The following is a 24,686-nucleotide window of genomic DNA, read 5'->3' as shown; positions in this document are numbered from 1 at the left end:
CCGCGATGGAAGGCAACAACCCGGAAATCGGCGAAGAGAAGATCAAGGAACTGATGGCGGCTGTTGATGACTACATCGACACGCCTGAGCGTGCTGTTGACCAGCCGTTCCTGATGCCGATCGAAGACGTGTTCTCGATCTCGGGCCGTGGTACCGTTGTTACGGGGCGTGTCGAGCGTGGCGTGATCAACGTTGGTGACGAGATCGAAATCGTCGGCATCCGCGACACCGCGAAAACCACCTGCACCGGCGTTGAAATGTTCCGCAAGCTGCTGGACCGCGGTGAAGCCGGCGACAACATCGGCGCCCTGCTGCGTGGTGTGGACCGTGACGGCGTTGAGCGTGGCCAGGTTCTGTGTAAGCCGGGTTCGGTTACTCCGCACACCAAGTTCGAAGCCGAAGCCTATATCCTGACCAAGGAAGAAGGCGGTCGTCACACTCCGTTCTTCGCGAACTACCGTCCTCAGTTCTACTTCCGTACAACTGACGTGACTGGCACCGTGACCCTGGCCGAAGGCACCGAGATGGTCATGCCCGGCGACAACGTGTCGTTCGGCGTTGAGCTGATCGCACCCATCGCTATGGAAAACGGCCTGCGCTTCGCCATCCGCGAAGGCGGCCGCACCGTCGGCGCGGGTGTCGTTTCCAAAATTATCGAATAATTTTGGAAAGCGGTGGGCGGCAGTTGCTCTGAAAGAGCAATGAGAGCCCACACCGTTGAACGAAAGAAGGCCGTCCCACATGGGGCGGCCTTTTCGATTGAAGCACAATCATTCTACTCGAAGGTGCGCCGGAGCGATTAACTTGCACTTTATAGTTTGTTCGCTATATTCGAACTAAAGGTTCCCCCCCGATGATAAGAACCCAAGGGGTTCTCCGTTTGGTAGTTGGGGGGGTCAAATTTTACTAATAGTAATGGCGCTTTCCGGTTCGAAAGATATCGAATTCGCTCTGAATCAAGTGGCGGATTGCGTCATATGCAGCAGTATCTCCGTGTTCCCACTTTCTATAAATCGCCCAATTTAGATAATCTGCAACTTGTAGGCCGTAGTGCGCCTTTGAAGCGTGGTGCATGACTCGATAGGGCGTGTCGGAAGGAAGCATTTCCTTGAGAATTGTTTTTAACCCTTTTTCTATGGCTCTGCGCTTGCGTGCGACAGGAATAGAGTCGGTAATAACAACTATTTCACCGATTCCTTCTCGCGTGTTTTCAACAACGTACCTCAGCAGATAGCCAAGCATGCGAGGATAGAATTTTTCTGGGGCTTGCAGCGCGGGTCCAGTCTTCGACTTTTCCACCAGAACGGTATCGACTGAATTTTCGGTCAGTCCTTTGGCCAACATATCAAAAACGCGACGCCTCACGTGAGCATTGTCGTCAGCACAATGAAAATGCTGAAGCTCTATACGAGGTTGGATCCTGTGTTCGATTAAGTCGTACTTGTATGTATCCAAGCTTGTATGTAGCCGGAACGGTCTCCTCATACTGACTGAAGTGATGCTGAAGAACTTCGTTCCATTCTTAGAAAAATCGAAATTTCCACCCTCATCGAGAAAAACGTACAGCGTTGAAAGATCTTCCAATGCCTGCTCCTAAAAGTGTTTTTCTTCTTGTGACGTATCTCATTGGTTGTGTCGAGAAGAGAACACTCCGTTTCCAACTAAAGATATTGGCGGTTTAGGCTGAAACTATGTTGACCAAGTCTAAGCATACCAACTTCCCCCTTGCCAAACCCCACCAACCCCACTAATACGCGCGAGTTCTCGATAAGAACGTCAAGGCGGGGTGATTCCCGCCTTTTGGGTTCGAAGAGGGTTGGCGATGCGCGCTTGTCCTCCTCTCAACCCCAACGCCTGATAAAAGGCTGTATCTATGCAAAGCCAAAACATCCGTATTCGGCTGAAGGCATTTGACTATCGCGTTCTGGATGCCAGCACGCAAGAGATCGTCAACACTGCCAAGCGGACCGGCGCGAACGTGCGCGGCCCGATCCCGCTGCCGAACAAGATTGAGAAGTTCACGGTTCTCCGTGGCCCTCACGTTGACAAGAAATCCCGCGACCAGTTCGAGATCCGTACGCACAAGCGTCTCTTGGACATCGTTGATCCGACCCCCCAGACCGTTGACGCGCTGATGAAGCTCGACCTCGCTGCTGGTGTGGACGTCGAGATCAAGCTGCAGTCGTAAGATCGGAGGGTATAGATTATGCGCTCTGGTATTATCGCAAAAAAAGTTGGCATGACCCGCCTGTTCATGGAAGACGGCAAGCAGATTCCTGTGACCGTTCTTCACCTGGACAACCTGCAGGTTGTTGCACAGCGTACCGCTGACAAAGACGGCTACACCGCCGTTCAGCTGGGCGCCGGTGCTGCCAAGGCAAAACGCACCTCGAAGGCCATGCGCGGTCACTATGCCGCTGCAAAGGTCGAGCCCAAGCGTAAGCTGGCCGAGTTCCGCGTCTCCGAAGATGGCCTGATCGAAGTGGGCGCCGAGATTTCGGCAGAACACTTCCTGGAAGGTCAGAAAGTTGACGTGTCGGGCACCTCGATCGGTAAAGGCTTTGCCGGTGCGATGAAGCGCCACAACTTCGGTGGTCTGCGCGCCTCGCACGGTGTTTCGATCAGCCACCGTTCGCACGGTTCGACCGGTCAGTGCCAGGACCCGGGCAAGGTGTTCAAAGGCAAGAAGATGGCCGGTCACATGGGTGCTGCCCGTGTCACCACCCAGAACCTGGAGGTTGTCAAAACCGACGCCGACCGTGGTCTGGTCTTCATCAAAGGCGCCGTTCCCGGACCGAAATCGGGTTGGGTCACCGTCAAGGACGCCGTAAAGAAGAAAGCACCGGAAGGCCTGCCTTTCCCGGCTGCTGTGAAATCGGCTGCAACCGAAGCACCTGCGGAAGAAGCGCCCGCGGAAGGTGGTGAAGCATGAAACTTGATGTAATCAAACTGGACGGCGGCAAAGCCGGCGACATCGAGCTGAACGCCGATCTGTTCGGTCTCGAGCCGCGCGCGGACATCCTGCACCGTGTGGTCCGTTGGCAGCGCAACAACGCGCAGGCCGGCACCCACAAGGTCAAGACCCGCTCGGAAACCAGCTACTCGACCAAGAAGATCTATCGCCAGAAGGGCACCGGTGGCGCACGCCATGGTGACCGTAACGCGCCGATCTTCCGCAAGGGTGGTATCTACAAGGGCCCGACCCCTCGTTCGCACGGCCACGACCTGCCGAAGAAGTTCCGCAAGCTTGGCCTGCGCCACGCTCTGTCGGCCAAAGCCAAGGCAGGTGAACTAGTTGTGATCGAGAACGCCGAAGCCGAAGGCAAGACCGCCGCTCTGGCCAAACAGGTTGCAAACCTGGGCTGGAAACGCGCTCTGGTCATCGACGGCGCGACCGTGAACGAAGGGTTCCTGAAGGCGTCGCGCAACATCGAAGGTCTGGATATCCTGCCGTCGATGGGTGCAAACGTTTATGACATCCTCAAGCGTGACACCCTGGTGCTCACCAAAGCGGCTGTCGAAGCACTGGAGGCTCGTCTGAAATGAGCGCGAAGGCAGAACACTACGACGTGATCCGCAAGCCGATCATCACCGAAAAGTCGACCATGGCGTCCGAAAACGGCGCGGTTGTCTTTGAAGTGGCGATCGACAGCAACAAGCCGCAGATCAAAGAGGCCGTTGAGGCGCTGTTTGGTGTGAAGGTCAAAGCGGTGAACACCACCGTGACCAAAGGCAAGGTCAAGCGGTTCCGCGGCCAGCTGGGCCGTCGGAAAGACGTCAAAAAAGCATATGTGACCCTGGAAGAGGGCAACACCATCGACGTATCCACCGGTCTCTGATCGGAACGTCTTTGGAAAAGAACAGAACCCCCGCGAGAGCGGGGGTTTTTTCGTATGGCGGTGACACTGGAAATTGATCTCGCGACGTCGCGGCAATTCCATAAACCGCTTGCGATGCCGGAGTGTTCCTCTATCCGGTTGCAAACGTAATAAAATGGCAGGCGTATGACTCGACCCATAGATTCGACCCCGGGAAAACCGGAAATGGCCGCAGCGCGGGATTGGGTGACGACGCTGGCCAATTACCGTGAGCCGAACCAGATGCGCAGCGCATTCGAGCTTGGCGTCAGCATAGTTCCATTTTTTGCGCTATGGGCTTTGTCCTGGGCGCTTCTGTCGGTCAGCTATTGGCTGGCTTTTGCAATCTCGGTCCTCAATGCGGCCTTTTTGCTGCGCCTGTTTGCGATCCAGCATGATTGCGGGCACGGGGCGTTCTTCAGCAACCGGACGGTCAGTGACTGGGTCGGGCGGATTATCGGAGTGCTGACCCTGACCCCTTATGACGTCTGGCGCCGCACGCATTCCACGCATCACAACAGCTCGGGCAATCTGGACAAGCGCGGGATGGGCGATATCCACACCCTGACCATGGCCGAGTATCAGGCGCTGAGCCCCTTAAACCGGCTTTGGTATCGTGTGTATCGTCACCCGATCACCTTGTTTGGCTTTGGGCCGGGCTATCTGTTTCTGCTCCAGAATCGCCTGCCGCTTGGTTTGACGGGGCACATGAAATTCTGGATCAGCGCGATGGCCACCAATCTGGCCATCCTGCTGGCATTGCTGGCCATCTACCACTTTGGCGGGCTGATGCCGTTGTTGCTGATTTTCCTGCCCTCGACCTTGCTGGCCGCAACAGCGGGTGTCTGGCTGTTTTACGTTCAGCATCAGTTTGAAGAGACGCAGTGGGATCCCGATAAGGACTGGCGACTGCACGAGGTCGCCCTGCACGGCAGTTCGCATTATATCCTGCCATCCGTTCTGCAATGGTTTAGTGCCAATATTGGCATCCATCACGTCCATCATCTGTACAGCCGAATTCCGTTCTACCGCCTGACCGAAGTGCTGCGGGACCATGACGAATTGGCAAACAGCAACCGAATGACCATCCGCGAGAGCTTTGCCAACGCCCGCTTGCACCTGTGGGACGAGAAAAGCCGCCGTCTTTTGTCTTTCGCCGAAGCCCGTGCGCTTTATGGATAATGGGTGGAGCGCAAGCGGAACGGCGTAATAAAGCACATGTGGCCCTGGGGACGCCGCGGTGAAACGTCGGGGAGTGGACATGAAAGTCGATCCAAAGAATGTACCCTTTGCTGTTAAGTTGTTGCGCAACTGGCCCGCAAAACTGTGGGCGGTCAGGCTGCTGGATGCCCTGTCGAAACACCCGATAGCACCGCTTCCGGAGACGTATCAATGCCGCGAGATTCAGATTCCGCGCAGCGACGGCTCGGGCTCGGTCCGGACCCTTGTGATCTCGCCTAAAGCGCAGAAGGAACCCCTGCCTGTTGTCGTGCATCTACATGGCGGCGGATACCTGATCGGGACGCCGGAAAGCTCGTCGCTCAAACCGATCGCCGATCTGCTGAAAGCGACGGACGCCGTATTTGTGGTTCCCGACTATCGGCTGGCAAAGGATATGCCCTACCCGGCGGCGCATGACGATTGTTATGACGCGCTGGTGTGGGCGGCCCGAAATGCCCACGAGATCGGCGGACGGCCTGACCAGATCATCCTCGGCGGCGAAAGCGCCGGAGGTGGGCTGGTCCTGTCCACCGCACTGCGCGCGCGTGACCGCGGTGAGGTCAATGTCGCGTTCCAGTTCCCGATCTGCCCGATGATCGATGACGACGAGGCCAACTGGACGCCAGTCGCACCGGCCGATCAGAGTTGGCCGCCATCGTTGAACCGGTTTGGATGGGACCGGCTTTTGGGGGCAGGGCGACGGGGCGGTGCCGATGTAACGGCCAATGAGGCCCCAATCCGCACGAAAGATTGGTCCGGCTTGCCACCAACCTTCACCTTTGTTGGCGAATGCGATCTGTTCCATGCCCAGACCTCAGCAATGGTCGAGGCTCTGCGCAACGCGGGCGTGGACGTGGTTTTCGACACGAAGCCGGGTGTTTATCACAGTATGGAGTTTTTTTCCGAGAACCTGTCCGTTTCGCAGGATATTCTGCGGTTCTATCGTGAGATTTTTATAGAGTTCACAGAGAAGTACTTTGCGCCACAGCCTGAAAGACCCGAGTGACAACAATGAAAACAAAACGCGCAGAATGACCAGAGATCCTCAGACGGTGAAGCAGGCCGACCCCGCAGCGCCTATCCCGGCCCAGAAGTATCGGGTCGTTGGCACGCGAAAGTCGAAAACAGCTGTGTCTTCGCGCCATGTTCTTCGGCTGGCAGACGAAGGACCCGTGACACTCAGCCCTGAGGCTTTCGCGAACCTGCATATCCACCATATCGACGCGGAAAACTCCGAGGTGTTTTGGTGTCGTGTAAAGGATGAAGCTTCGCTGTCCGGGTACAGCTTTTACTATCAGGGCATTCGACAAAATGCGACTGACGGGTACGCGGTTAAGTTTGGCAATCTCGGATCGTGGCAGCGGCCGTTGACGGCACGACCGGTTTTCATATTTTCGATTGGTCGCTGCGGATCGACGCTGTTTGCCAAGATATGTGATGCGGCTGGTCTTTTGACCTGGTCTGAACCGGACGCTCTAACCAATCTCGCGGGAAGCCCGAAATTGCATCATCAGCCTGCGGATTTCAGAATGCTGACGCGGGTCGCTCTTGCAGATATTGCGGACAAAACCCGCTTGGCAGGTCAGAAAAGCATGGGCATAAAGCTACGGTCAAACGTGACGCCATTCTGTGAAGACCTGTGCAGTCACCATCCGGAATCGGTATGCTTATTCCTGGTACGAGATCCCGTTACCTGGGCCAGGTCCAGGCACAGGCTGTGGGGCGGGCGACCTGTAGGTTTGGCCCGGCGGTTAAGTGACATGGTTGAGTCCATGCGTCTGGCAAAAGCGCGTGGTCTGAAGATAAGTGTGATAAGCTATGAGGCACTGGTTGCTGATCCGCTGCGGCAAGCCGAGAGGATCGCGCAGGAAGTCGGGGAACTGGAAGTAGATCCTAGTCGGCTTGACGAGGTCATGAGCAGGGACTCGCAGCAAGGCACAACGATTGGGCGAGACGCCGGAAAAGAAATTTCCGAAGATTTCAATGCGCGGTTTGTTCGGGCGCTCCGAAACACGGCGCCTTGGTTGCTTGAACGAAAACCTGAACATTGGTTGGACTAGCGCCTTGTTTCGGGCAATCGGCGCCCCTGCTTAGAAAAGTGCGTCTTTGCTGTGGACGGTGTGCAATTGATCTGCTAAACGCTCCCAATCTTGCGGCCTCGGATTCGTTCCGGGGCCTCTGATATTTTGCAACCGGGGACCTTCGGGGCCCTATACCCTTGGCACCTACGGGGGCCTATCACATAGCAGGGAAACCCCTGCACTTGCTAAACGGAAGACAGAAAGCATGGCACTCAAGTCGTACAAGCCGACGACGCCGGGCCAGCGCGGGCTGGTGCTGATCGACCGTTCGGAGCTTTGGAAAGGACGTCCGGTCAAGTCTCTCACAGAGGGTTTGACCAAATCGGGCGGCCGGAACAACACCGGACGGATCACTTCACGCCGCCGCGGCGGTGGCGCAAAGCGTCTCTACCGGATCGTTGACTTCAAACGGAACAAATTTGATGTCGCGGCAACCGTCGAGCGGATCGAATATGACCCGAACCGGACCGCATTCATCGCACTGGTAAAATACGAAGACGGCGAGCAGGCATATATCCTGGCTCCGCAGCGTCTGGCTGTTGGTGACAAAGTCATCGCGTCGGCAAAAGCTGACATCAAGCCGGGTAACGCAATGCCGTTCTCGGGCATGCCAATCGGTACCATCGTCCACAACATCGAGATGAAGCCTGGTAAAGGCGGTCAGATCGCACGTGCGGCCGGTACATACGCTCAGTTCGTTGGTCGCGATGGCGGCTACGCTCAGATCCGTCTGAGCTCAGGCGAGCTGCGCATGGTCCGTCAGGAATGCATGGCCACCGTTGGTGCCGTGTCCAACCCCGACAACTCGAACCAAAACCTCGGTAAAGCCGGTCGTATGCGCCACAAGGGCGTTCGTCCGTCGGTTCGTGGTGTTGCAATGAACCCGATCGATCACCCGCACGGTGGTGGTGAAGGTCGTACCTCGGGTGGCCGTACGCCGGTTACGCCGTGGGGTAAGGACACCAAGGGTAAGCGTACCCGCAACAAGAACAAAGCGTCCCAGAAGCTGATCATCCGCTCGCGGCACGCCAAGAAGAAGGGACGTTAATCCATGTCTCGCTCTGTTTGGAAGGGTCCTTTCGTCGATGCTTACGTGCTGAAAAAAGCCGAAGCAGCGCGCGAGTCGGGCCGCAACGAAGTCATCAAAATCTGGTCGCGTCGTTCCACCATTCTGCCCCAGTTCGTGGGTCTGACCTTTGGTGTGTACAACGGCCAGAAGCATATCCCCGTCAACGTCTCGGAAGACATGATCGGTCAGAAGTTCGGTGAATACTCGCCGACCCGTACCTATTATGGTCACGCCGCAGACAAAAAAGCGAAGCGGAAGTAAGTCATGGGCAAGGAAAAGAACCCCCGCCGCGTGGCTGAAAACGAAGCAATGGCGAAAACGCGCATGCTTCGCACCAGCCCGCAGAAACTGAACCTGGTTGCGCAAATGATCCGCGGCAAGAAAGTTGAGAAGGCTCTGACCGACCTGACTTTCAGCAACAAGCGTGTCGCGCAGGACGTCAAGAAGTGCCTGCAGTCCGCAATCGCGAATGCCGAAAACAACCACAACCTGGACGTTGACGAACTGATCGTCGCCGAAGCTTGGGTTGGCAAGAACCTGGTCATGAAGCGCGGTCGTCCGCGTGCCCGTGGCCGTTTCGGCAAGATCATGAAGCCGTTCTCGGAGATCACCATCAAGGTGCGTCAAGTTGAGGAGCAAGCCTAATGGGTCATAAAGTAAATCCGATCGGCATGCGCCTGCAGGTCAACCGCACCTGGGACAGCCGCTGGTACGCCGACACCAAGGACTACGGTGATCTTCTGCTGGAAGACCTCAAGATCCGTGAGTTCATCAACAAAGAGTGCAAGCAGGCCGGTGTTGCCCGTGTGATCATCGAACGTCCGCACAAGAAGTGCCGCGTTACGATCCACACTGCACGTCCCGGTGTCATCATCGGCAAGAAAGGTGCAGACATCGAAGTTCTGCGCAAAAAGCTTGCTCGTATGACCGACAGCGAACTGCACCTGAACATCGTTGAAGTGCGCAAGCCCGAGCTTGACGCGCAGCTGGTTGCCGAGTCCATCGCTCAGCAGCTGGAACGTCGTGTTTCGTTCCGTCGCGCAATGAAGCGCTCGGTTCAGAACGCCATGCGCATGGGCGCCCTGGGTATCCGGGTGAACGTCGCTGGCCGTCTGGGCGGCGCCGAAATCGCACGGACCGAGTGGTACCGCGAAGGCCGCGTGCCTCTGCACACCCTGCGTGCCGACATCGATTACGCACATGCCGAAGCGATGACCCCCTACGGGATCATCGGGATCAAGGTCTGGATCTTCAAAGGTGAGATCATGGAGCACGATCCGCAGGCACGTGACCGTAAAGCACAGGAACTCCAGGACGGCCCTGCACCTCGTGGTGCTGGTGGCGGTCGTCGCTAAGGAGGGAAAGATATGCTTCAACCAAAGCGTACTAAATTCCGCAAGATGCACAAAGGCCGGATCAAGGGTCTCGCCAAGGGCGGCTCTGATCTGAACTTTGGCACCTACGGCCTAAAAGCTCTTGAGCCTGAGCGTGTAACTGCACGCCAGATCGAAGCTGCACGTCGTGCCATGACGCGTCACATGAAGCGTCAGGGTCGTGTCTGGATCCGCATCTTCCCCGACACTCCGGTCACTGCAAAGCCGATCGAAGTTCGTATGGGTAAAGGTAAAGGTTCGGTCGATCGCTGGGCCTGCAAGGTCAAGCCCGGCCGCGTGATGTTCGAGATCGACGGCGTCAATGACGACATCGCTCGCGAGGCCCTGCGCCTGGCCGCGATGAAGCTGCCGATCAAGACCCGCGTCGTGGTTCGCGAAGACTGGTAAGCGTTCCGGGGTCAACCCCGTTCGTGACAAGATTGACCCCCGTCGGGATACCGGCGGGGGTTTTTCATTTCTGTGTCATGGCGTTGGATTTGGATTGCGCATTTGGTTGATGAACCACAAAGTCGCCCCTGACTTGCTGTCGGAACAACAGGAGGCCTCGATGGTTCAGCTGCGCAAGAAACTCCTTTTCAAAGAGGTGATTACCTCTGACCAGATGGGCCAGCCCTGCGCGCCGATCACCCGTGTCGCGGCTGTGGCGGTGTTCAAAAACCCTTTGGCGGGCGTGTTTTCCGAGGATCTGAGTGCGTTGTTCGACATTGGCGGCACATTGGGCGCGGAATTGGTGGCTGATGCCGTTGCCGAGTTGAAGGCTGCGCCGATCTCATACGGAAAGGCCGCGATTGTGGGCCTGAGCGGAGATGCCGAGCATGGCGGAGCACTCATCCACCCCAAGCTTGGTGCCCCGATGCGCGCGGCGATTGGCGGCGGCGAAGCTGTCATTCCGTCAAACGCCAAACTGGGCGCGCCGGGTTGCGCCTTGGACTTGCCGCTGGGGCACAAGGACGATCCATGGTCGATCAACCACTATGATACGATGACCCTGACCATATCTGACGCACCTTTGCCGGATGAGGTGGTGTTATGTGTGGCCTATGCCGATGGCGGTCGCCCGACGCCACGCTGCGGCAAGGGGCGCATCATAGATTAAGGCCTGAACCAAAGCAGGTCTCGGCCAGAAGGGGGCGGTCTGATAACCCGGCCTTGAAACAACCGACCCTGCCGGGCAGTCGGCGGGTCGTTCTGTTGCGCCATGGTCATGCGCACCCACAGTTGAATAGCATTGTGGCGTCAGACGTGGCAGTGTTCACGGTAGCTTTGCCGGGAAGGACCGCCATGACGACCATTGTCCGAACCATCCACGACGTCGTGGTGCCTGTGTTCCTGACTTTTGCGGTTTTGTTTACCGCGACACCCCTCGGGGCGGCCTCACCCGAAGTGAACCTGGGCCATTTCAACGGTCTGGCCATGAACGGCTACGACGTCATGAGCTATTGGCGCGGCGGCAATCCGCAAAAAGGCGATCCCGGGATCACTGCAGATTACAAAGGGGCCACCTGGGTATTTCTGAACGACGAAAACCGGCAGGAGTTTCTGTCTGACCCGGACAGGTTCGCACCTCAGTTCGGCGGCTATTGTGCCTATGCCGCAAGTCAGAATGCCGTGGCGGACGTGGACCCGATTGCGTGGCGCATCTGGGACGACAAACTATACCTGAATTACAGTATCGAGGTCCGGCGCATCTGGGCCAACAAGATCGATGAGAATATCGCAAAGGCGAACGGGTACTGGCCCGACCTGTTGCAGCAATAGCCTTTGGGCGTTTCCGTCCGCCAAAATGTGTGCCGGGCGCGATATTCACCCGACGTCCTGAAAAAAAATTGATTTGAAGTCTGGCCAATCCCACCGGTTAGTGAAATGACGCCCGCATCAACGACATTCTCTCGCGGGCTCGGTGTTTGGCAAGTGTGCAACCGTGCTTTCGCCAACCAGCAAAAACAGCTGAGCGCCGCGATACAGTTCGAAAGCCGAGGAAAACGATGGGCCTTACCTGCCGGGACGTGATGGTCTCGCCTGAAACGCAGAAAACGATACATCCGGATGACACTGTCGCAAAAGCGTTCGATATCATTCGGGACAGCCGGGTGCGCTTTCTTCCTGTTGTCGACGAGAACGGAAAGTTTCTGGGTGTGTTTACCGCACCGACCCTGATCAAGATGATCCTGCCCAAGGCCGCACTGATCGGCATGAGCTCGGAAACAAGCCGGGTGCCGATCAGCAACCTGAGCTTCATGGATCTGACCAAGGAAGATTTCCGCGAACAGATCACGCGGCTGAATGAGGAACGGGTCGGCGATCACACGTCCAACCCGGCCAATATCCCCGTGACCGCCCCGGATACGCCGGTGATGGAGGGCATCTTCCTGATCCACAAATTCAAGCGCCATGTGTTCCTGGTTGAGCCCGACACCAAACGGTTTGTCGGCACTGTCAGCCCGAACTCGCTGATAGATCACGCGCTGAGTTAACCCCTAAAATACCGGACCAAAATTGTGACCGATCATTCTGTTTCGCATGGAGAACACGCGTTCTCCGTTCCTCAACTGTTGGGGGTTGATCCTCTGTGGATTGCCACTGGCATTCTTGTCGCCGTTTATGCGGTGCTGATCACCGAAAAGGTAAACCGCGCCATTCTGGCGATGCTGGGCGCGTCGCTGATGGTGCTGTTTGGCATCCTCAATCAGGAACAGGCCGTCGCCGGGGTGGATGCAAACACGCTTGCGCTGCTGATCGGCATGATGGTGATCGTGGGGATCACCAGCAAATGCGGGCTGTTTCAATATGTGGCGATCAAGGCGTCGAAGCTTGTGAAGGCCAACCCGACCGGCATCCTGATCATGCTGACGCTGATCACGGCGGTATTTTCCGCGCTACTGGATAACGTGACCACGGTACTGCTGATCGCGCCGATTACCTTGCTGATCACCGATGCGCTGGAAACACCGGTCTTTCCGTTCTTCTTTGCCGAAATTCTGGCCTCGAACGTTGGTGGTACGGCCACGCTGATCGGTGACCCGCCCAACATCATCATCGGCTCGGCCGCCGGGCTGAGTTTCAACGAGTTTGTGGTCAATCTGGCCCCGATCTCGGCGATCTGTCTGGTTGTTCTGACCGGCATCATCTATCTGATGAACCGTCGCACGCTGGCCGCCATTCCAAAATCCGCCAGTGAGAAGATCATGCGCTTTAACGAAGACGAAGCGATCACCGATGTCCGGCTGATGGTCAAATCCCTGTTTGTTCTGGCGCTGGTTTTGCTGGGCTTCACTCTGGGCCACAGCTATGGCGTCCAGCCCGGCACCTCGGCGCTGGCGGGTGCGGCGCTGCTGATGCTGCTGGCCTATGGTCACCAGCACGGCGAAGAGCAATCCGAATCCGTGCACCACATCTTTGGCGAGGTCGAGTGGATCACGATTTTCTTCTTCGGCGGCCTGTTTGTGATTGTCGCGGGTGTGGAACACGTGGGTCTGCTGGATTTCTTCGGCCAGAAGGTTCTGGAGCTGACCGAAGGCGACATGATGTGGACCGCGTTCTTCATCTTCTGGGCCTCGGGCATCCTGTCGGCGATCCTCGACAACATCCCCTTTGTGGCAACGATGATCCCGCTGATCGAGTCCACCGCCGACACCTTTGGCGGCCCTAAGGCGATTGAACCTTTGTGGTGGTCGCTGGCTCTGGGCGCCTGTCTGGGGGGCAACGGCACGCTGTTGGGTGCAAGCGCCAACCTGACCGTTGCGGCGTTTGCCGAGAAGGCCAAACAGCCCATCGGCTTCGTCAAGTTCGCGATCATGGCCTTCCCGATCATGATCCTGACCCTGATGATCGCCAACGTTTATATCTGGCTGCGCTACTTCTATTAGAGCGTTTGGCTTTTAGCCGAGTGCAAGCATCGGAAGGCGCGTTCGACCGAAGGTCGAGGCAGCGCATTTCGATACACAATAAACGCCAAACGATTGGTCGCACCCGACCAGCCGCTTTTCTAAGGCGGCTGGTCTCGCCCTTGCGTCCCGGCTGGGCTATAGCCGGGGCATGGCACAGATTGAATCACTCTTCGTAACCCGTCTCTACCGCGCCGCCTTGTCCGAGTTCGATCCCAAGATCGACGCGGATGAGTTGGAAAGCTCTTGCCTTGTCATCGCCGAGGATGATGAGGCCGGGCAGGAATGGTGCGAAGAGAACGGCTATCCCGGCTATACCAGCTATGCCTCGCTGACCGATCTGCCCTGGCGCTTCCCGATCTTCGCCGATTTGGTCAAGGCGCTGGACCAGCACGTCGCGGCCTTTGCCAAGGATCTGGAATTCGATCTGGGTGAGGGCGCGCTGAAGCTTGAGGATCTGTGGATCAACATCCTGCCCGAGGGCGGGATGCACTCCAGTCACCTGCATCCGCATAGCGTCATTTCAGGCACGACCTACGTGGCAATGCCCGAAGGGGCGAGCGCGCTGAAACTGGAAGACCCCCGCTCGGGCCGCATGATGGCCGCGCCGACACGTCTTAAAGGCGGGCGGCGGGACTTGCAGCCGTTCATCTATATGAAGCCGAAGGTGGGGGACGTTCTGCTATGGGAAAGCTGGCTGCGCCACGAGGTGCCGATGAACATGGCCGAGGACGAGCGGATTTCGGTGAGTTTCAATTATAAGTGGGAGTGAGCCCCGGTCCGCGCAGCGGCAATCGCTCCGGTGGAGCGATTGAGGGGCGAACGGGCGGAGCCCTGATTGTAGCTTGCTAGAATTATTAGTGTTCTTAACTGGAAGTAGAAGTTTACCGGATCATACGAGTCGCCTGCATATTGTTCCCTTAAAATCAAATGCCGACTTAGTTCCACAACCAAGAAGTAACGAGAGAAATGAAGAAGATCTGTTTTGCATTGATCGGCAGTCTTAGTGTTGTCACACCCTCTTTTGCACAGCTAGGGCAGGCCAGAGAGGTTTCATGCCTTATTATTGAATATGGGGAAACCAAGGTTGATGGGCCATGCGAATTTGACCCGACCGATGGTTTCGGCTCCTTTGATTTCAAAACCTACAACGGTAAGTATTGGGGCGGTTTCTATGTCGAGGATGATGGGACCGGCGTAGTTGCGTGGAACGGCGAACCCTATGCCGCTCACGCTCACGGAATCCAGCGTGACCTACAGCGTGAAGAAGCCTGTTGGGTGAACGACTACGCAACGTTTTGTTTTTGGGATGATCGCTAAACTCCCATACACGGAAAGCCTTAAACTTCCTCTTGCCACCCACCCCCCAAACCCTTATACGGCGGCATCCTGCGATCTCCCGGCGTTGTCGGGCGATTCGTATGTCTATCATTCATCCACCAGGTCAAAGGTGACCCGTGTACGGGGCCTTCTGGTGTTTTGAGCAAAGGAAAAAGGCGATGAACGCCCAAGAACTGCGTGACAAGACCCCGGACCAGCTCCGCGAGGAACTGGCCAACCTGAAGAAAGAAAGCTTTAACCTGCGCTTTCAACAGGCAACCGGTCAGCTGGAAAACACAGCCGGTATCAAAGCGGCCCGCCGCAATGCTGCCCGTGTCAAAACCATTCTGAACGAAAAGGCCGCTGCCGCGGCATCCGAGGAGTAATCAGATGCCCAAGCGTATCCTGCAAGGCACCGTGACCAGCGACGCCAACGAACAGACCGTAACCGTATCCGTCGAGCGCCGCTTTACGCATCCGGTTCTGAAGAAAACCATCCGTAAGTCCAAGAAATACCGGGCTCACGATGAAAAGAACGCCTTCAAGGTCGGTGACACCGTTCGCATCATCGAATGCGCACCGAAGTCGAAGACGAAACGTTGGGAAGTGCTGGAGGCGTAAGCCCCCGGGATTTTCCCATTTGTCGAAACCCTGGGGGATCTAACAAGACCAGCCCCCACAGGTCGGGAGAAACCACATGATCCAGATGCAGACCAATCTGGATGTCGCTGACAACTCCGGCGCACGCCGAGTTCAGTGCATCAAGGTCCTGGGTGGTTCCAAGCGTAAATACGCCTCCGTCGGCGACATCATTGTCGTCTCGGTGAAGGAAGCCATCCCGCGCGGCCGCGTAAAGAAAGGTGACGTCCGCAAGGCCGTCGTCGTACGCACCGCCAAGGAAGTCCGTCGCGAAGACGGCACCGCGATCCGTTTCGATCGCAACGCCGCCGTCATCCTGAACAACAACAACGAGCCCGTAGGTACCCGTATCTTTGGCCCCGTTGTTCGCGAACTGCGCGGCAAGAACTTCATGAAAATCATCTCGCTGGCTCCGGAGGTGCTGTAATCATGGCTGCTAAACTCCGCAAAGGCGACAAGGTCGTCGTGCTGGCCGGCAAGGACAAGGGCAAAGAGGGAACCATTTCCTCGGTTGACCCGAAAGCCGGTAAAGCTGTTGTCGATGGCATCAACATCGCCATCCGCCACACCCGTCAGTCGCAGAACTCGCAAGGTGGTCGCCTGCCTCAGGCAAACCCGATCGAGCTGTCGAACCTGGCGCTGCTGGACAAGAACGGCAAAGCAACCCGCGTTGGCTTCCGCATGGAAGGTGACAAGAAGGTGCGCTTCGCCAAGACCACAGGGGACGTGATCGATGCTTGATTCCGCAACCTACACCCCGCGTCTGAAAGCTCAGTACGTTGAAACCATCCGTGCCGCTCTGAAAGAAGAGTTCGGCTACAAGAACGACATGCAGCTGCCCAAGCTGGACAAGATCGTTCTGAACATCGGTTGTGGTGCTGAGGCGGTCAAGGACTCGAAGAAAGCGAAAGCCGCTGTCGAGGATCTGACTGCAATCGCTGGTCAACAGGCCGTTTCAACCAAGGCGAAGAAGTCGATCGCGGGTTTCCGCGTCCGGGAGGACATGCCGCTGGGCGCGAAAGTGACCCTGCGCGGTGACCGGATGTACGAATTCCTGGATCGTCTGATCACCATCGCGCTGCCGCGCGTTCGTGACTTCCGCGGTGTGAAGCCGTCTTTCGATGGTCAGGGCAACTTTGCCATGGGCATGAAAGAGCACATCGTGTTCCCGGAAATCGACTTCGACAAGGTCGACGAGGTCTGGGGCCTGGATATCGTAATTGCCACCACAGCGAAAACCGACGCTGAAGCGAAAAGCCTGTTGAAAGCATTCAACATGCCGTTCAACGCGTAAGCGCCGGGAGGATTGAGACATGGCTAAAAAAGCAATGATCGAACGCGAGAAGAAGCGCGAACGCCTGGTGGCCAAATATGCCGCAAAGCGTGCCGAGCTGAAAGAAATCGCGAATGACGAGAGCCGCCCGATGGAAGAGCGTTTCAAGGCGCGTCTGAAACTGGCGAAACTGCCGCGCAACAGCTCGGCTACCCGTCTGCACAACCGTTGTCAGCTGACCGGTCGTCCCCACGCTTACTACCGTAAGCTGAAGGTCAGCCGTATCGCGCTGCGCGAGCTGGGTTCTGCTGGTCAGATCCCCGGCATGGTGAAATCGAGCTGGTAAGGGAGACATAGATATGAATGATCCTATCGGCGATATGCTCACCCGTATCCGCAACGCGCAAATGCGCGGCAAGTCCACCGTTTCCACCCCGGCGTCCAAGCTGCGCGGTTGGGTTCTGGACGTGCTGGCGGACGAAGGCTACATCCGTGGCTATGAAAAGACGACCGGTGAAAACGGTCATCCGGCCATCGAAATCAGCCTGAAATACTACGAAGGCACCCCTGTCATTCGCGAACTGAAGCGGGTCTCGAAACCCGGTCGTCGCGTATACATGGGCGTCAATGACATCCCGCAGGTCCGTCAGGGTCTGGGCGTGTCGATTGTCAGCACTCCGAAAGGTGTGATGTCGGACGCAAACGCTCGCTCCAACAATGTTGGCGGCGAAGTGCTCTGCACCGTCTTCTAAGGAGGTCTGCAATGTCTCGTATTGGTAAAAAACCGGTCGAGCTGCCCAGCGGCGTTACCGCCTCTGTGTCTGGCCAGACCATCGAAGTGAAAGGTCCGAAAGGCACCCGCAGCTTCACCGCCACTGACGACGTGACGCTGTCGGTTGAAGACAACGTGGTCAAGATCGACCCCCGTGGCATGTCCAAGCGTGCCCGCCAGCAGTGGGGCATGAGCCGCACCATGGTTGCCAATCTGGTGACCGGTGTGACGACAGGCTTCAAAAAAGAGCTGGAGATCCAGGGTGTTGGTTACCGGGCGCAGATGCAGGGCAACACCCTGAAGCTGAACCTGGGCTACAGCCACGATGTTGATTTCACTGCTCCGGAAGGTGTCACTATCACCGCGCCGAAGCAGACCGAGATCGTTGTGGAAGGTATCGACCAGCAGCAGGTGGGCGAAGTCGCGGCCAAAATCCGCGAATGGCGCCGTCCCGAGCCGTATAAAGGCAAGGGCATCCGCTATAAGGGCGAGTTCATCTTCCGCAAGGAAGGCAAGAAGAAGTAAGGACGCAAACAATGGCAAACAGCAAAAGAACCCTGTTTCTGAAGCGCCGCCTGCGCGTTCGGAACAAACTTCGCAAAGTCAACGCCGGCCGTGTACGCCTGTCGGTTCACCGTTCGAACAAGAACATCAGCGTTCAGCTGATCGACGACGTTCGTGGCGTGACCCTGGCATCGGCCTCGACCCTGGAAAAAGATCTGGGTGTTGTTGGCAAGAACAACGTCGAAGCGGCCACCAAAGTGGGCGCGGCCATCGCCGAGCGTGCCAAGAAGGCAGGCGTCGAAGAGGCCTATTTCGATCGTGGTGGCTTCCTGTTCCACGGCAAGGTGAAGGCAGTCGCCGACGCCGCGCGTGAAGGTGGTCTGAAGATCTGATGTGGCGATGGGTGCAAGCACCCATCCTACACGATAAAGAACCGTAGGATGGGTGCTTGCACCCATCTTGCTTTGAAGGCGGGTCCGCCCGCCTCGATGATCGGGGGGCTTGGAATTTTTCCGTGGCTCACTTCGATTGAGAAAACTGGCGCGACAAGCGCCACATGAGAAAAGGGATGCCAAATGGCAGAACGTGAAAACCGTCGGGGCCGTGGCCGCGACCGTGAAGAAGCACCGGAATTTGCAGATCGCCTGGTCGCAATCAACCGCGTGTCGAAAACCGTAAAAGGTGGTAAGCGCTTTGGCTTCGCCGCTCTAGTGGTTGTCGGCGATCAGAAAGGCCGCGTCGGCTTTGGCAAGGGTAAAGCGAAAGAAGTACCTGAAGCCATCCGTAAGGCGACTGAACAAGCCAAGCGTCAGATGATCCGCGTGCAACTGCGCGAAGGTCGGACCCTGCACCACGACATCGAGGGCCGTCACGGCGCCGGTAAAGTGGTTATGCGCACCGCACCTGAAGGTACTGGTATCATCGCCGGTGGTCCGATGCGTGCCGTGTTCGAAATGCTGGGCGTCAAGGACGTTGTGTCCAAGTCGCTGGGCTCGCAGAACCCGTACAACATGATCCGCGCCACCATCAACGGCCTGCAGAAAGAGCAGAGCCCGCGTTCGGTTGCCGCACGTCGTGGCAAAAAAGTTGCTGACATCCTGCCCAAGCGGGACGAAGCACCAGCTGCTGCTGAAGCAGAAGCATAAGGAGAGCGACCCATGGCAAAAACCATCGTCGTCAAGCAGATCGGTTCCCCGATCCGCCGCCCCGCCGAACAGCGCGCAACCCTGATCGGTCTGGGCCTGAACAAGATGCACCGCACCCGCGAGCTGGAAGATACGCCTTCGGTTCGCGGCATGGTCAACAAGATCCCGCATCTGGTTGAGATCATCGAAGAGCGCGACTAAGCGCGATTGAACTTCAAACAGAAAACACCCCCGGAACTTTCGGGGGTGTTTTTCGTTTGAGGGTTTCGATTTGACGAGTCTAAAGTTTCGTTTCCTTCATCGAAATCACGTCAGCGTTCACTTCCGAACCCATACGATGCAGGTGGCGCATATCTGTCCCACAGCACCCGCCGAATACGTGCACAGACGGGTTTTCTTTCACAATTTGGGCAATTTCCCGTCCCAGTTGCCACGGGTTGCCTTCGTCAAGATGCTCGGCCTCGTCGAGTTCAGCGTGCGAGCAGCTTGAGGCATTGGCAACGACCCCTTTCAACCGGGGGTGATTGTCCATGGCACTCGCGAAATGGGACGGATGAGCGCAGTTCACCATATGGAACAGCGCTGACGCATCTGTCGCTTCATCTATTTGGTCTATCGCTTCGGCAAGACTCAGGCCGCTGGCCAGCCGACCGTCGGTTTCCACAACCAATGACATCACGATAGGCAGACTGAGACGCCGCGCTGCAAGAATGCACCCAATCGCCTCGGATGGACGGTTGAACGTGTAGGCGGTGACGAGGTCAACGCTGGTTTCTTTCAGTGTGGCCAACTGAGCAGTATGATACGCGCAGGCTTCATCTTCTGGCATGGCGGGAATATCAGCATATGGATCGTAACGAGGTCCGATGCAGGCGGATACCAGAATGTCGTCACGACCGGCTGACCGACGGATTTCATCCATCAAGGACACTGCATCCCGATTGACCGCATCCAGTCGATCTTTGTCATATCCCAAGGGGGCCGCGCGATCGGCGTTTGCCATCCAGGTGGGCGCGTCCAGAATGCATCCCAGGCCCAGTTCCCCCGCCAATTGCGCCAGTTCGGCCATCTGGTCAGCCAGAATTGCGCGTGTGTCCGGATGCTCGAGCAGGGGAAATGACGCGAAGCCCGGCAGCTCGACGCCTCGGTTGAATATCAGATCGGTGCCGGTTCCCGTGTATAGAAGAAAGTACTTTTCCCCCTTGGTCAGAAGATCCAATGACATGAATTTGCACCCTGCATCCTGCGCTGACTTCTGCGCAAGACTACCAATTTTTGCGAAACGTGAGAAGCGGCCGGGCCAATACTGGTTTGCCGGGCCAGAGGGTCTCGGTCAAATGGCGCAGGATCCTGCCATTCCCGAAACGCATAGCGGCTAGACCGAAACTTCCGTTGTTAGCGTTACCAGCCGCGCCTATCTGAGCCTTGTCCAAGCAAGGAACAAACAAGCGAACATTGGGGAATACGCCCCAATACAGAAAGGAAATGAGATATGGCAAACACAGCTACTTTTTCGAACACCGGATTCAACTTCAGCGCCCGCGTTGCAACCTTGGTTGAACGCATCAAGGCAGCCCGTGCCCGAGCGGCGGAATACCAGCGCACCTATTCCGAGCTGCAGCGTCTGAGCAACCGCGAACTGGACGACATCGGCGTTCGTCGCTGCGATATCGCGGATATCGCGCGTGAGCATGCATATTGCTCGTAAAATACCCCACCACTCACAGTGAAAGAGGCGCCGTTCGGGCGCCTCTTTTGCTTTTGGCGCTGGACTACAACAAACCTTGCAACTGAAGGCACAACGCTGTAGAGCGCTCCGGTGGATTTCCGTCCACGAGAATCAAAACCAAGAAACGCCGTGGTTGGCCCATCACGCTTCGGGGGTCACATCCGGCTAAGGAGAAGCGAAATGAAACTGAACGAATTGCGCGACAATCCTGGCGCCGCACCGAAACGCACCCGCGTTGGCCGTGGTCCGGGTTCCGGCAAAGGTAAGATGGGTGGCCGTGGTATCAAAGGCCAGAAATCCCGTTCGGGTGTGGCCATCAACGGCTACGAAGGCGGCCAGATGCCGCTGTACCAACGCCTGCCCAAGCGTGGCTTCAACAAGCCGAACCGCAAGGAATTCGCCGTTATCAACCTGGGCCTGATCCAGAAATTCGTCGATGCCGGCAAGCTGGACGCCAAAGCTGCGATCACTGAGGACGCACTGGTTGCCTCTGGTCTGGTTCGTCGCAAGCTGGACGGCATCCGCGTTCTGGCCAAAGGCGAAATCAGCGCCAAGGTGAACCTGGAAGTCACCGGTGCCTCGAAAGCCGCTGTCGAAGCGGTCGAGAAAGCGGGCGGCTCACTTAAGGTCACAAAAGCTGCTGCGGCAGAGTAAGCGCTTGTGAGCGGGCCCAGACCCGCTTACATAGACCTCACAGTTTTCCTAGACGCCGTCCGAGCCGGAAAACGGTTCCGGGCGGCGTTTGCATAAGAGAGACCGATTTATGGTATCAGCAGCAGAACAAATGGCAGCCAATACAAGCTGGGCTGCCCTTGGCAAAGCCACCGATCTGCGCAACCGCATCCTGTTCACGCTGGGTTTGCTGATCGTCTATCGTCTGGGCACCTTCATTCCGGTGCCGGGGATTGACGGACAGGCGCTTCGCGAGTTCATGGAACAGGCGGGGCAAGGCATCGGCGGCATGGTTTCGATGTTCACCGGCGGGGCGCTGGGTCGGATGGGTATCTTTGCCCTCGGCATCATGCCTTATATCTCGGCCTCGATCATCGTACAGCTGCTGACATCCATGGTTCCCGCGCTCGAACAGCTCAAGAAAGAGGGCGAGCAGGGGCGCAAAAAGATCAACCAATACACCCGTTTCGGCACTGTGGCGCTGGCCACCGTTCAGGCCTATGGTCTGGCTGTGTCGTTGGAATCGGGCGATCTGGCGACCGATCCGGGGCTGTATTTCCGCTTTTCGACCATGATCACTCTGGTTGGCGGCACCATGTTCCTGATGTGGCTGGGTGAGCAGATCACCGCGCGCGGCATCGGCAACGGGATTTCCCTGATCATCTTCGTCGGCATCATTGCCGAGGTTCCGGCCGCGCTGGCGCAGTTCTTTGCCTCGGGCCGCAGCGGCGCGATCAGCCCCGCCGTGATCGTTGGTGTGATCGTCATGGTCATCGCCGTGATCACCTTTGTGGTCTTCATGGAGCGCGCCTTGCGCAAGATCCACATCCAATACCCGCGCCGTCAGGCCGGTATGAAAGTCTATGAGGGTGGATCCAGCCACCTGCCAGTCAAGGTCAACCCAGCGGGCGTGATCCCGGCGATCTTTGCCAGCTCGCTGCTGCTGCTGCCGGTGACGATCTCGACCTTCTCGTCGGGGGCGGCCAACGGTCCGATCATGTCCTGGATGCTGGCCAACTTTGGCCCCGGACAGCCGCTGTATCTGCTGTTCTTTGCTTCGATGATCGTGTTTTTCGCCTATTTCTACACATTCAACGTGTCGTTCAAACCGGATGATGTGGCGGACAATCTGAAAAAGCAGAACGGCTTTGTTCCCGGTATCCGTCCGGGTAAGAAAACCGCCGAATATCTGGAATACGTGGTCAACCGCGTGCTGGTTCTGGGCTCGGCCTATCTGGCGGCGGTCTGTCTGTTGCCTGAAATCCTTCGGGGCCAGTTTGCCATCCCGTTCTACTTCGGCGGCACCTCGGTTCTGATTATCGTCTCTGTAACCATGGACACGATCCAGCAGGTTCAGAGCCATTTGCTGGCGCATCAATACGAAGGGCTGATCGAAAAGTCCCAACTGCGCGGCAAAAGCAAGAAACGCGGCAGGAAGGGACCCGCTCGTCGATGAACATCATTCTTCTTGGCCCCCCGGGGGCAGGTAAAGGGACGCAGGCGCGTCACCTGGTCGAAACACGCGGCATGGTCCAGCTGAGCACTGGTGACATGCTGCGCGAGGCCAAGGACAGCGGCACCGAGATGGGCAACCGCGTGGCCGAGGTCATGGCCAAGGGCGAACTGGTCACCGATGACATCGTCATCGGCCTGATCCGCGAAAAGCTGGAACAGGGTGCCGAGGGTGGTTTCATCTTTGACGGTTTCCCGCGCACGCTGGCGCAGGCGGACGCGCTGGGTGAATTGCTGGACAGCACCGGCAACAGCCTGGACGCGGTGATCGAGATGGAGGTCGACGATACCGCGCTGGTCCAGCGCATCACGGCCCGGTCGACCTGCGGCGGTTGCGGTGAAGTCTATAACGACATCACCAAGCCGATTCCTGCAGATGGAAAATGCACCAACTGCGGCAAGGAAAACGACTTCAAGCGCCGCGCCGACGACAATGAGGAAAGCCTCAAGACCCGTCTGATGGAATACTACAAAAAGACCTCGCCGCTGATCGGCTATTACTATGCCAAAGGTGCGTTGACCAAGGTCAACGGGCTGGGCGAGATCGCCGAGGTTCAGGGCTCGATCGCGCAGGTTCTGGACGCCTGAAAAGGTTGAACCGTTTATGGGCTTGACCTGAACCGGAAAAGCCCATATCGACCCCCATCCCCATAGGGAATCAAGACCGCAAGCGGGATTCGTTCCGTTTGCCCCGACTACCTCGAAATAATGCTGGATCCTCTGGCGTCACTGCCAAGATCAAGTGTTGTGAAAAAAGGTTCCGGAGTTACGGAACCGCAACAAAAAGGAAAGTGACACGTGGCACGTATTGCCGGCGTAAACATCCCGACCGCCAAGCGGGTACCTATCGCCCTCACCTATATCACCGGAATCGGCAACACCTCGGCCAAAGCGATCTGCGAAGCCGTGGGCATTGAAGCGACCCGTCGCGTCAACGAACTGTCCGACGCCGAAGTTCTGAAAATTCGCGAATACATCGACGAAAACTACACCGTTGAAGGTGATCTGCGTCGTGAAGTTCAGATGAACGTCAAGCGCCTGATGGACCTGGGCTGCTATCGCGGTCTGCGTCACCGCCGCAACTTGCCGGTTCGCGGTCAGCGCACCCACACCAACGCTCGTACCCGCAAAGGCCCCGCAAAGGCCATCGCTGGTAAGAAGAAATAAGGGAGGGTCTGACTGATGGCACGTGATAAGACTCGCGTTAAGCGCAAAGAGCGGAAGAACATCGCATCGGGCGTCGCCCATGTGAACTCGACCTTCAACAACACCAAGATCCTGATCTCGGACGTACAGGGCAACGCCATTTCGTGGTCGTCTGCCGGTACCATGGGCTTCAAGGGATCGCGGAAATCGACCCCCTACGCCGCTCAGATGGCTGCTGAAGATGCAGGCAAGAAGGCGCAGGAACATGGCGTCAAGACGCTGGAAGTCGAAGTTCAGGGCCCCGGTTCGGGTCGTGAATCGGCTCTGCGCGCGCTGGCTGCCGTGGGCTTCAACATCACGTCGATCCGCGACGTGACACCGATTGCTCACAACGGCTGCCGCCCGCCGAAGCGTCGCCGCGTCTAAGCGATTTTGAATTGAGCTGGGGCCAGTGTTTTTGCACGGCCC

At 57.3% G+C, this 24,686-nt stretch carries 38 protein-coding genes; 36 read left to right on the top strand and 2 right to left on the bottom strand.

What is annotated here, in order from left to right; all coding sequences use genetic code 11:
- On the top strand, positions 1–662 hold a 662-nt coding region (locus ACR0LW_RS20250; RefSeq protein ID WP_480884175.1), incomplete at its 5' end, for an EF-Tu C-terminal domain-related protein.
- Positions 663–906: 244 nt separating this feature from the next.
- Here the strand turns inward: ACR0LW_RS20250 and ACR0LW_RS20245 are convergent.
- Positions 907–1,584 (bottom strand): DUF3800 domain-containing protein, encoded by a 678-nt coding sequence (locus tag ACR0LW_RS20245; protein ID WP_480884173.1) that lies wholly within the window; start codon positions 1,582–1,584, stop codon positions 907–909.
- A 289-nt stretch (positions 1,585–1,873) separates the two neighbouring features.
- Here ACR0LW_RS20245 and rpsJ point away from each other — a divergent pair, with 289 nt between their 5' ends.
- The 29 genes from rpsJ to rpmD all read left to right on the top strand — a co-directional run bounded on the left by rpsJ (position 1,874) and on the right by rpmD (position 19,360).
- A complete protein-coding gene (rpsJ, locus tag ACR0LW_RS20240; RefSeq protein WP_008756422.1) occupies positions 1,874–2,188 on the top strand; it encodes a 30S ribosomal protein S10 in 315 nt (104 codons plus the stop codon).
- Positions 2,189–2,206: 18 nt separating this feature from the next.
- A complete protein-coding gene (rplC, locus tag ACR0LW_RS20235) occupies positions 2,207–2,932 on the top strand; it encodes a 50S ribosomal protein L3 (protein WP_170351686.1) in 726 nt (241 codons plus the stop codon).
- A complete protein-coding gene (gene rplD, locus ACR0LW_RS20230; protein ID WP_155148664.1) occupies positions 2,929–3,546 on the top strand; it encodes a 50S ribosomal protein L4 in 618 nt (205 codons plus the stop codon). Before rplC ends, rplD begins: the two co-directional genes overlap by 4 nt.
- On the top strand, positions 3,543–3,839 hold the full coding sequence (locus ACR0LW_RS20225) for a 50S ribosomal protein L23 (RefSeq protein ID WP_008757532.1): 297 nt from the start codon (positions 3,543–3,545) through the stop codon (positions 3,837–3,839). Before rplD ends, ACR0LW_RS20225 begins: the two co-directional genes overlap by 4 nt.
- A 165-nt stretch (positions 3,840–4,004) precedes the next feature.
- Complete coding sequence (locus ACR0LW_RS20220) at positions 4,005–5,039, top strand: fatty acid desaturase (RefSeq protein ID WP_480884170.1); 1,035 nt, start codon at positions 4,005–4,007, stop codon at positions 5,037–5,039.
- 79 nt (positions 5,040–5,118) lie between these two features.
- Positions 5,119–6,084 (top strand): alpha/beta hydrolase, encoded by a 966-nt coding sequence (locus tag ACR0LW_RS20215; RefSeq protein ID WP_480884168.1) that lies wholly within the window; start codon positions 5,119–5,121, stop codon positions 6,082–6,084.
- Positions 6,056–7,138: a hypothetical protein gene (locus ACR0LW_RS20210; protein ID WP_480884166.1), complete on the top strand. Its 1,083-nt coding sequence runs from the start codon at positions 6,056–6,058 to the stop codon at positions 7,136–7,138. The genes ACR0LW_RS20215 and ACR0LW_RS20210 overlap by 29 nt, the downstream gene beginning before the upstream one ends.
- A gap of 226 nt (positions 7,139–7,364) precedes the next feature.
- Positions 7,365–8,207, top strand: coding sequence for a 50S ribosomal protein L2 (gene rplB / locus ACR0LW_RS20205; RefSeq protein WP_170356688.1), 843 nt, complete (start codon positions 7,365–7,367; stop codon positions 8,205–8,207).
- Between the two features lie 3 nt (positions 8,208–8,210).
- A complete protein-coding gene (gene rpsS, locus ACR0LW_RS20200; protein WP_005980699.1) occupies positions 8,211–8,489 on the top strand; it encodes a 30S ribosomal protein S19 in 279 nt (92 codons plus the stop codon).
- Positions 8,490–8,492: 3 nt separating this feature from the next.
- On the top strand, positions 8,493–8,873 hold the full coding sequence (rplV, locus tag ACR0LW_RS20195; RefSeq protein WP_039538267.1) for a 50S ribosomal protein L22: 381 nt from the start codon (positions 8,493–8,495) through the stop codon (positions 8,871–8,873).
- Positions 8,873–9,583 (top strand): 30S ribosomal protein S3, encoded by a 711-nt coding sequence (gene rpsC, locus ACR0LW_RS20190; protein WP_008758042.1) that lies wholly within the window; start codon positions 8,873–8,875, stop codon positions 9,581–9,583. Before rplV ends, rpsC begins: the two co-directional genes overlap by 1 nt.
- Before the next feature lie 12 nt (positions 9,584–9,595).
- The gene (rplP, locus tag ACR0LW_RS20185) at positions 9,596–10,009 is read left to right on the top strand and encodes a 50S ribosomal protein L16 (protein WP_058283513.1); all 414 of its coding nucleotides are present in this window, start codon (positions 9,596–9,598) and stop codon (positions 10,007–10,009) included.
- 109 nt (positions 10,010–10,118) lie between these two features.
- A complete protein-coding gene (locus tag ACR0LW_RS20180; RefSeq protein ID WP_480884163.1) occupies positions 10,119–10,718 on the top strand; it encodes an amino acid synthesis family protein in 600 nt (199 codons plus the stop codon).
- A 185-nt stretch (positions 10,719–10,903) separates the two neighbouring features.
- Positions 10,904–11,380 (top strand): YHS domain-containing (seleno)protein, encoded by a 477-nt coding sequence (locus tag ACR0LW_RS20175; protein WP_480884161.1) that lies wholly within the window; start codon positions 10,904–10,906, stop codon positions 11,378–11,380.
- Between the two features lie 227 nt (positions 11,381–11,607).
- Entirely contained in the window at positions 11,608–12,096 is a 489-nt protein-coding gene (locus tag ACR0LW_RS20170) for a CBS domain-containing protein (RefSeq protein WP_480884159.1), read from the top strand.
- A gap of 24 nt (positions 12,097–12,120) precedes the next feature.
- A complete protein-coding gene (locus ACR0LW_RS20165; RefSeq protein WP_480884157.1) occupies positions 12,121–13,488 on the top strand; it encodes an ArsB/NhaD family transporter in 1,368 nt (455 codons plus the stop codon).
- Positions 13,489–13,657: 169 nt separating this feature from the next.
- Positions 13,658–14,278: a 2OG-Fe(II) oxygenase family protein gene (locus ACR0LW_RS20160; RefSeq protein ID WP_480583111.1), complete on the top strand. Its 621-nt coding sequence runs from the start codon at positions 13,658–13,660 to the stop codon at positions 14,276–14,278.
- A gap of 197 nt (positions 14,279–14,475) precedes the next feature.
- Positions 14,476–14,826, top strand: a complete 351-nt coding sequence (locus tag ACR0LW_RS20155; protein WP_170456140.1) for a hypothetical protein — start codon at positions 14,476–14,478, stop codon at positions 14,824–14,826.
- 179 nt (positions 14,827–15,005) lie between these two features.
- Entirely contained in the window at positions 15,006–15,212 is a 207-nt protein-coding gene (gene rpmC, locus ACR0LW_RS20150; protein ID WP_010437082.1) for a 50S ribosomal protein L29, read from the top strand.
- Positions 15,213–15,216: 4 nt separating this feature from the next.
- Positions 15,217–15,447, top strand: coding sequence for a 30S ribosomal protein S17 (rpsQ, locus tag ACR0LW_RS20145; RefSeq protein WP_068340771.1), 231 nt, complete (start codon positions 15,217–15,219; stop codon positions 15,445–15,447).
- A gap of 76 nt (positions 15,448–15,523) precedes the next feature.
- Positions 15,524–15,892: a 50S ribosomal protein L14 gene (gene rplN, locus ACR0LW_RS20140; protein ID WP_008757934.1), complete on the top strand. Its 369-nt coding sequence runs from the start codon at positions 15,524–15,526 to the stop codon at positions 15,890–15,892.
- 2 nt (positions 15,893–15,894) lie between these two features.
- Positions 15,895–16,206, top strand: a complete 312-nt coding sequence (rplX, locus tag ACR0LW_RS20135) for a 50S ribosomal protein L24 (RefSeq protein ID WP_170456139.1) — start codon at positions 15,895–15,897, stop codon at positions 16,204–16,206.
- Entirely contained in the window at positions 16,199–16,759 is a 561-nt protein-coding gene (gene rplE / locus ACR0LW_RS20130; protein ID WP_480649808.1) for a 50S ribosomal protein L5, read from the top strand. Before rplX ends, rplE begins: the two co-directional genes overlap by 8 nt.
- Before the next feature lie 19 nt (positions 16,760–16,778).
- Positions 16,779–17,084, top strand: coding sequence for a 30S ribosomal protein S14 (gene rpsN, locus ACR0LW_RS20125; RefSeq protein ID WP_068340744.1), 306 nt, complete (start codon positions 16,779–16,781; stop codon positions 17,082–17,084).
- A gap of 13 nt (positions 17,085–17,097) precedes the next feature.
- Positions 17,098–17,490, top strand: a complete 393-nt coding sequence (gene rpsH / locus ACR0LW_RS20120; protein ID WP_068340741.1) for a 30S ribosomal protein S8 — start codon at positions 17,098–17,100, stop codon at positions 17,488–17,490.
- An 11-nt stretch (positions 17,491–17,501) separates the two neighbouring features.
- Complete coding sequence (gene rplF, locus ACR0LW_RS20115) at positions 17,502–18,035, top strand: 50S ribosomal protein L6 (protein ID WP_170456135.1); 534 nt, start codon at positions 17,502–17,504, stop codon at positions 18,033–18,035.
- Between the two features lie 11 nt (positions 18,036–18,046).
- Positions 18,047–18,406: a 50S ribosomal protein L18 gene (gene rplR, locus ACR0LW_RS20110; protein WP_039523386.1), complete on the top strand. Its 360-nt coding sequence runs from the start codon at positions 18,047–18,049 to the stop codon at positions 18,404–18,406.
- A 183-nt stretch (positions 18,407–18,589) separates the two neighbouring features.
- The gene (gene rpsE, locus ACR0LW_RS20105) at positions 18,590–19,159 is read left to right on the top strand and encodes a 30S ribosomal protein S5 (RefSeq protein WP_155148691.1); all 570 of its coding nucleotides are present in this window, start codon (positions 18,590–18,592) and stop codon (positions 19,157–19,159) included.
- Between the two features lie 12 nt (positions 19,160–19,171).
- Positions 19,172–19,360 carry a 50S ribosomal protein L30 gene (gene rpmD, locus ACR0LW_RS20100; protein ID WP_170456133.1) on the top strand — a complete coding sequence of 63 codons (189 nt, stop codon included), beginning with the start codon at positions 19,172–19,174 and terminating at the stop codon, positions 19,358–19,360.
- A 79-nt stretch (positions 19,361–19,439) separates the two neighbouring features.
- Here the strand turns inward: rpmD and ACR0LW_RS20095 are convergent, their stop codons facing one another.
- Positions 19,440–20,384: a homocysteine S-methyltransferase family protein gene (locus ACR0LW_RS20095; RefSeq protein WP_480627263.1), complete on the bottom strand. Its 945-nt coding sequence runs from the start codon at positions 20,382–20,384 to the stop codon at positions 19,440–19,442.
- Positions 20,385–20,651: 267 nt separating this feature from the next.
- Between ACR0LW_RS20095 and ACR0LW_RS20090 the strand changes: the two genes are divergently transcribed.
- The 6 genes from ACR0LW_RS20090 (at position 20,652) to rpsK (ending at position 24,644) form a co-directional block, all read left to right on the top strand.
- Positions 20,652–20,867: a DUF1127 domain-containing protein gene (locus ACR0LW_RS20090; RefSeq protein WP_170524959.1), complete on the top strand. Its 216-nt coding sequence runs from the start codon at positions 20,652–20,654 to the stop codon at positions 20,865–20,867.
- Between the two features lie 201 nt (positions 20,868–21,068).
- The gene (rplO, locus tag ACR0LW_RS20085) at positions 21,069–21,542 is read left to right on the top strand and encodes a 50S ribosomal protein L15 (RefSeq protein WP_170456127.1); all 474 of its coding nucleotides are present in this window, start codon (positions 21,069–21,071) and stop codon (positions 21,540–21,542) included.
- Between the two features lie 109 nt (positions 21,543–21,651).
- Positions 21,652–23,016, top strand: a complete 1,365-nt coding sequence (secY, locus tag ACR0LW_RS20080) for a preprotein translocase subunit SecY (RefSeq protein WP_170456125.1) — start codon at positions 21,652–21,654, stop codon at positions 23,014–23,016.
- Positions 23,013–23,660: an adenylate kinase gene (locus tag ACR0LW_RS20075; RefSeq protein WP_480884152.1), complete on the top strand. Its 648-nt coding sequence runs from the start codon at positions 23,013–23,015 to the stop codon at positions 23,658–23,660. Before secY ends, ACR0LW_RS20075 begins: the two co-directional genes overlap by 4 nt.
- A gap of 210 nt (positions 23,661–23,870) precedes the next feature.
- Entirely contained in the window at positions 23,871–24,239 is a 369-nt protein-coding gene (gene rpsM / locus ACR0LW_RS20070; RefSeq protein ID WP_170456119.1) for a 30S ribosomal protein S13, read from the top strand.
- Between the two features lie 15 nt (positions 24,240–24,254).
- Positions 24,255–24,644, top strand: a complete 390-nt coding sequence (rpsK, locus tag ACR0LW_RS20065) for a 30S ribosomal protein S11 (protein ID WP_008757289.1) — start codon at positions 24,255–24,257, stop codon at positions 24,642–24,644.
- Positions 24,645–24,686 lie beyond the last annotated feature (42 nt).

The sequence above is a fragment of the Ruegeria sp. N4 genome, from assembly GCF_056531425.1.
The sequence above is the reverse complement of the archived record's forward strand: the minus strand, read 5'-3'. Positions and strand labels throughout refer to the sequence as shown.

Coding starts and splice junctions, on each gene's coding strand:
- rplX (WP_170456139.1), top strand. CDS start 15,895: ATGGCTGCTAAACTCCGCAAAGGCGACAAGGTCGTCGTGCTGGCCGGC.
- rplR (WP_039523386.1), top strand. CDS start 18,047: ATGGCAAACAGCAAAAGAACCCTGTTTCTGAAGCGCCGCCTGCGCGTT.
- ACR0LW_RS20175 (WP_480884161.1), top strand. CDS start 10,904: ATGACGACCATTGTCCGAACCATCCACGACGTCGTGGTGCCTGTGTTC.
- rplC (WP_170351686.1), top strand. CDS start 2,207: ATGCGCTCTGGTATTATCGCAAAAAAAGTTGGCATGACCCGCCTGTTC.
- rplB (WP_170356688.1), top strand. CDS start 7,365: ATGGCACTCAAGTCGTACAAGCCGACGACGCCGGGCCAGCGCGGGCTG.
- ACR0LW_RS20075 (WP_480884152.1), top strand. CDS start 23,013: ATGAACATCATTCTTCTTGGCCCCCCGGGGGCAGGTAAAGGGACGCAG.
- ACR0LW_RS20220 (WP_480884170.1), top strand. CDS start 4,005: ATGACTCGACCCATAGATTCGACCCCGGGAAAACCGGAAATGGCCGCA.
- rpsQ (WP_068340771.1), top strand. CDS start 15,217: ATGCCCAAGCGTATCCTGCAAGGCACCGTGACCAGCGACGCCAACGAA.
- secY (WP_170456125.1), top strand. CDS start 21,652: ATGGTATCAGCAGCAGAACAAATGGCAGCCAATACAAGCTGGGCTGCC.
- rpsC (WP_008758042.1), top strand. CDS start 8,873: ATGGGTCATAAAGTAAATCCGATCGGCATGCGCCTGCAGGTCAACCGC.
- ACR0LW_RS20170 (WP_480884159.1), top strand. CDS start 11,608: ATGGGCCTTACCTGCCGGGACGTGATGGTCTCGCCTGAAACGCAGAAA.
- rplE (WP_480649808.1), top strand. CDS start 16,199: ATGCTTGATTCCGCAACCTACACCCCGCGTCTGAAAGCTCAGTACGTT.
- rpsK (WP_008757289.1), top strand. CDS start 24,255: ATGGCACGTGATAAGACTCGCGTTAAGCGCAAAGAGCGGAAGAACATC.
- rplN (WP_008757934.1), top strand. CDS start 15,524: ATGATCCAGATGCAGACCAATCTGGATGTCGCTGACAACTCCGGCGCA.
- rpsH (WP_068340741.1), top strand. CDS start 17,098: ATGAATGATCCTATCGGCGATATGCTCACCCGTATCCGCAACGCGCAA.
- rpsE (WP_155148691.1), top strand. CDS start 18,590: ATGGCAGAACGTGAAAACCGTCGGGGCCGTGGCCGCGACCGTGAAGAA.
- rplP (WP_058283513.1), top strand. CDS start 9,596: ATGCTTCAACCAAAGCGTACTAAATTCCGCAAGATGCACAAAGGCCGG.
- ACR0LW_RS20225 (WP_008757532.1), top strand. CDS start 3,543: ATGAGCGCGAAGGCAGAACACTACGACGTGATCCGCAAGCCGATCATC.
- rpsJ (WP_008756422.1), top strand. CDS start 1,874: ATGCAAAGCCAAAACATCCGTATTCGGCTGAAGGCATTTGACTATCGC.
- rplO (WP_170456127.1), top strand. CDS start 21,069: ATGAAACTGAACGAATTGCGCGACAATCCTGGCGCCGCACCGAAACGC.
- rplV (WP_039538267.1), top strand. CDS start 8,493: ATGGGCAAGGAAAAGAACCCCCGCCGCGTGGCTGAAAACGAAGCAATG.
- rpmC (WP_010437082.1), top strand. CDS start 15,006: ATGAACGCCCAAGAACTGCGTGACAAGACCCCGGACCAGCTCCGCGAG.
- rpsS (WP_005980699.1), top strand. CDS start 8,211: ATGTCTCGCTCTGTTTGGAAGGGTCCTTTCGTCGATGCTTACGTGCTG.
- ACR0LW_RS20180 (WP_480884163.1), top strand. CDS start 10,119: ATGAACCACAAAGTCGCCCCTGACTTGCTGTCGGAACAACAGGAGGCC.
- ACR0LW_RS20095 (WP_480627263.1), bottom strand. CDS start 20,384: ATGTCATTGGATCTTCTGACCAAGGGGGAAAAGTACTTTCTTCTATAC.
- ACR0LW_RS20215 (WP_480884168.1), top strand. CDS start 5,119: ATGAAAGTCGATCCAAAGAATGTACCCTTTGCTGTTAAGTTGTTGCGC.
- ACR0LW_RS20155 (WP_170456140.1), top strand. CDS start 14,476: ATGAAGAAGATCTGTTTTGCATTGATCGGCAGTCTTAGTGTTGTCACA.
- rpsN (WP_068340744.1), top strand. CDS start 16,779: ATGGCTAAAAAAGCAATGATCGAACGCGAGAAGAAGCGCGAACGCCTG.
- rplD (WP_155148664.1), top strand. CDS start 2,929: ATGAAACTTGATGTAATCAAACTGGACGGCGGCAAAGCCGGCGACATC.
- rplF (WP_170456135.1), top strand. CDS start 17,502: ATGTCTCGTATTGGTAAAAAACCGGTCGAGCTGCCCAGCGGCGTTACC.
- ACR0LW_RS20160 (WP_480583111.1), top strand. CDS start 13,658: ATGGCACAGATTGAATCACTCTTCGTAACCCGTCTCTACCGCGCCGCC.
- ACR0LW_RS20090 (WP_170524959.1), top strand. CDS start 20,652: ATGGCAAACACAGCTACTTTTTCGAACACCGGATTCAACTTCAGCGCC.
- rpmD (WP_170456133.1), top strand. CDS start 19,172: ATGGCAAAAACCATCGTCGTCAAGCAGATCGGTTCCCCGATCCGCCGC.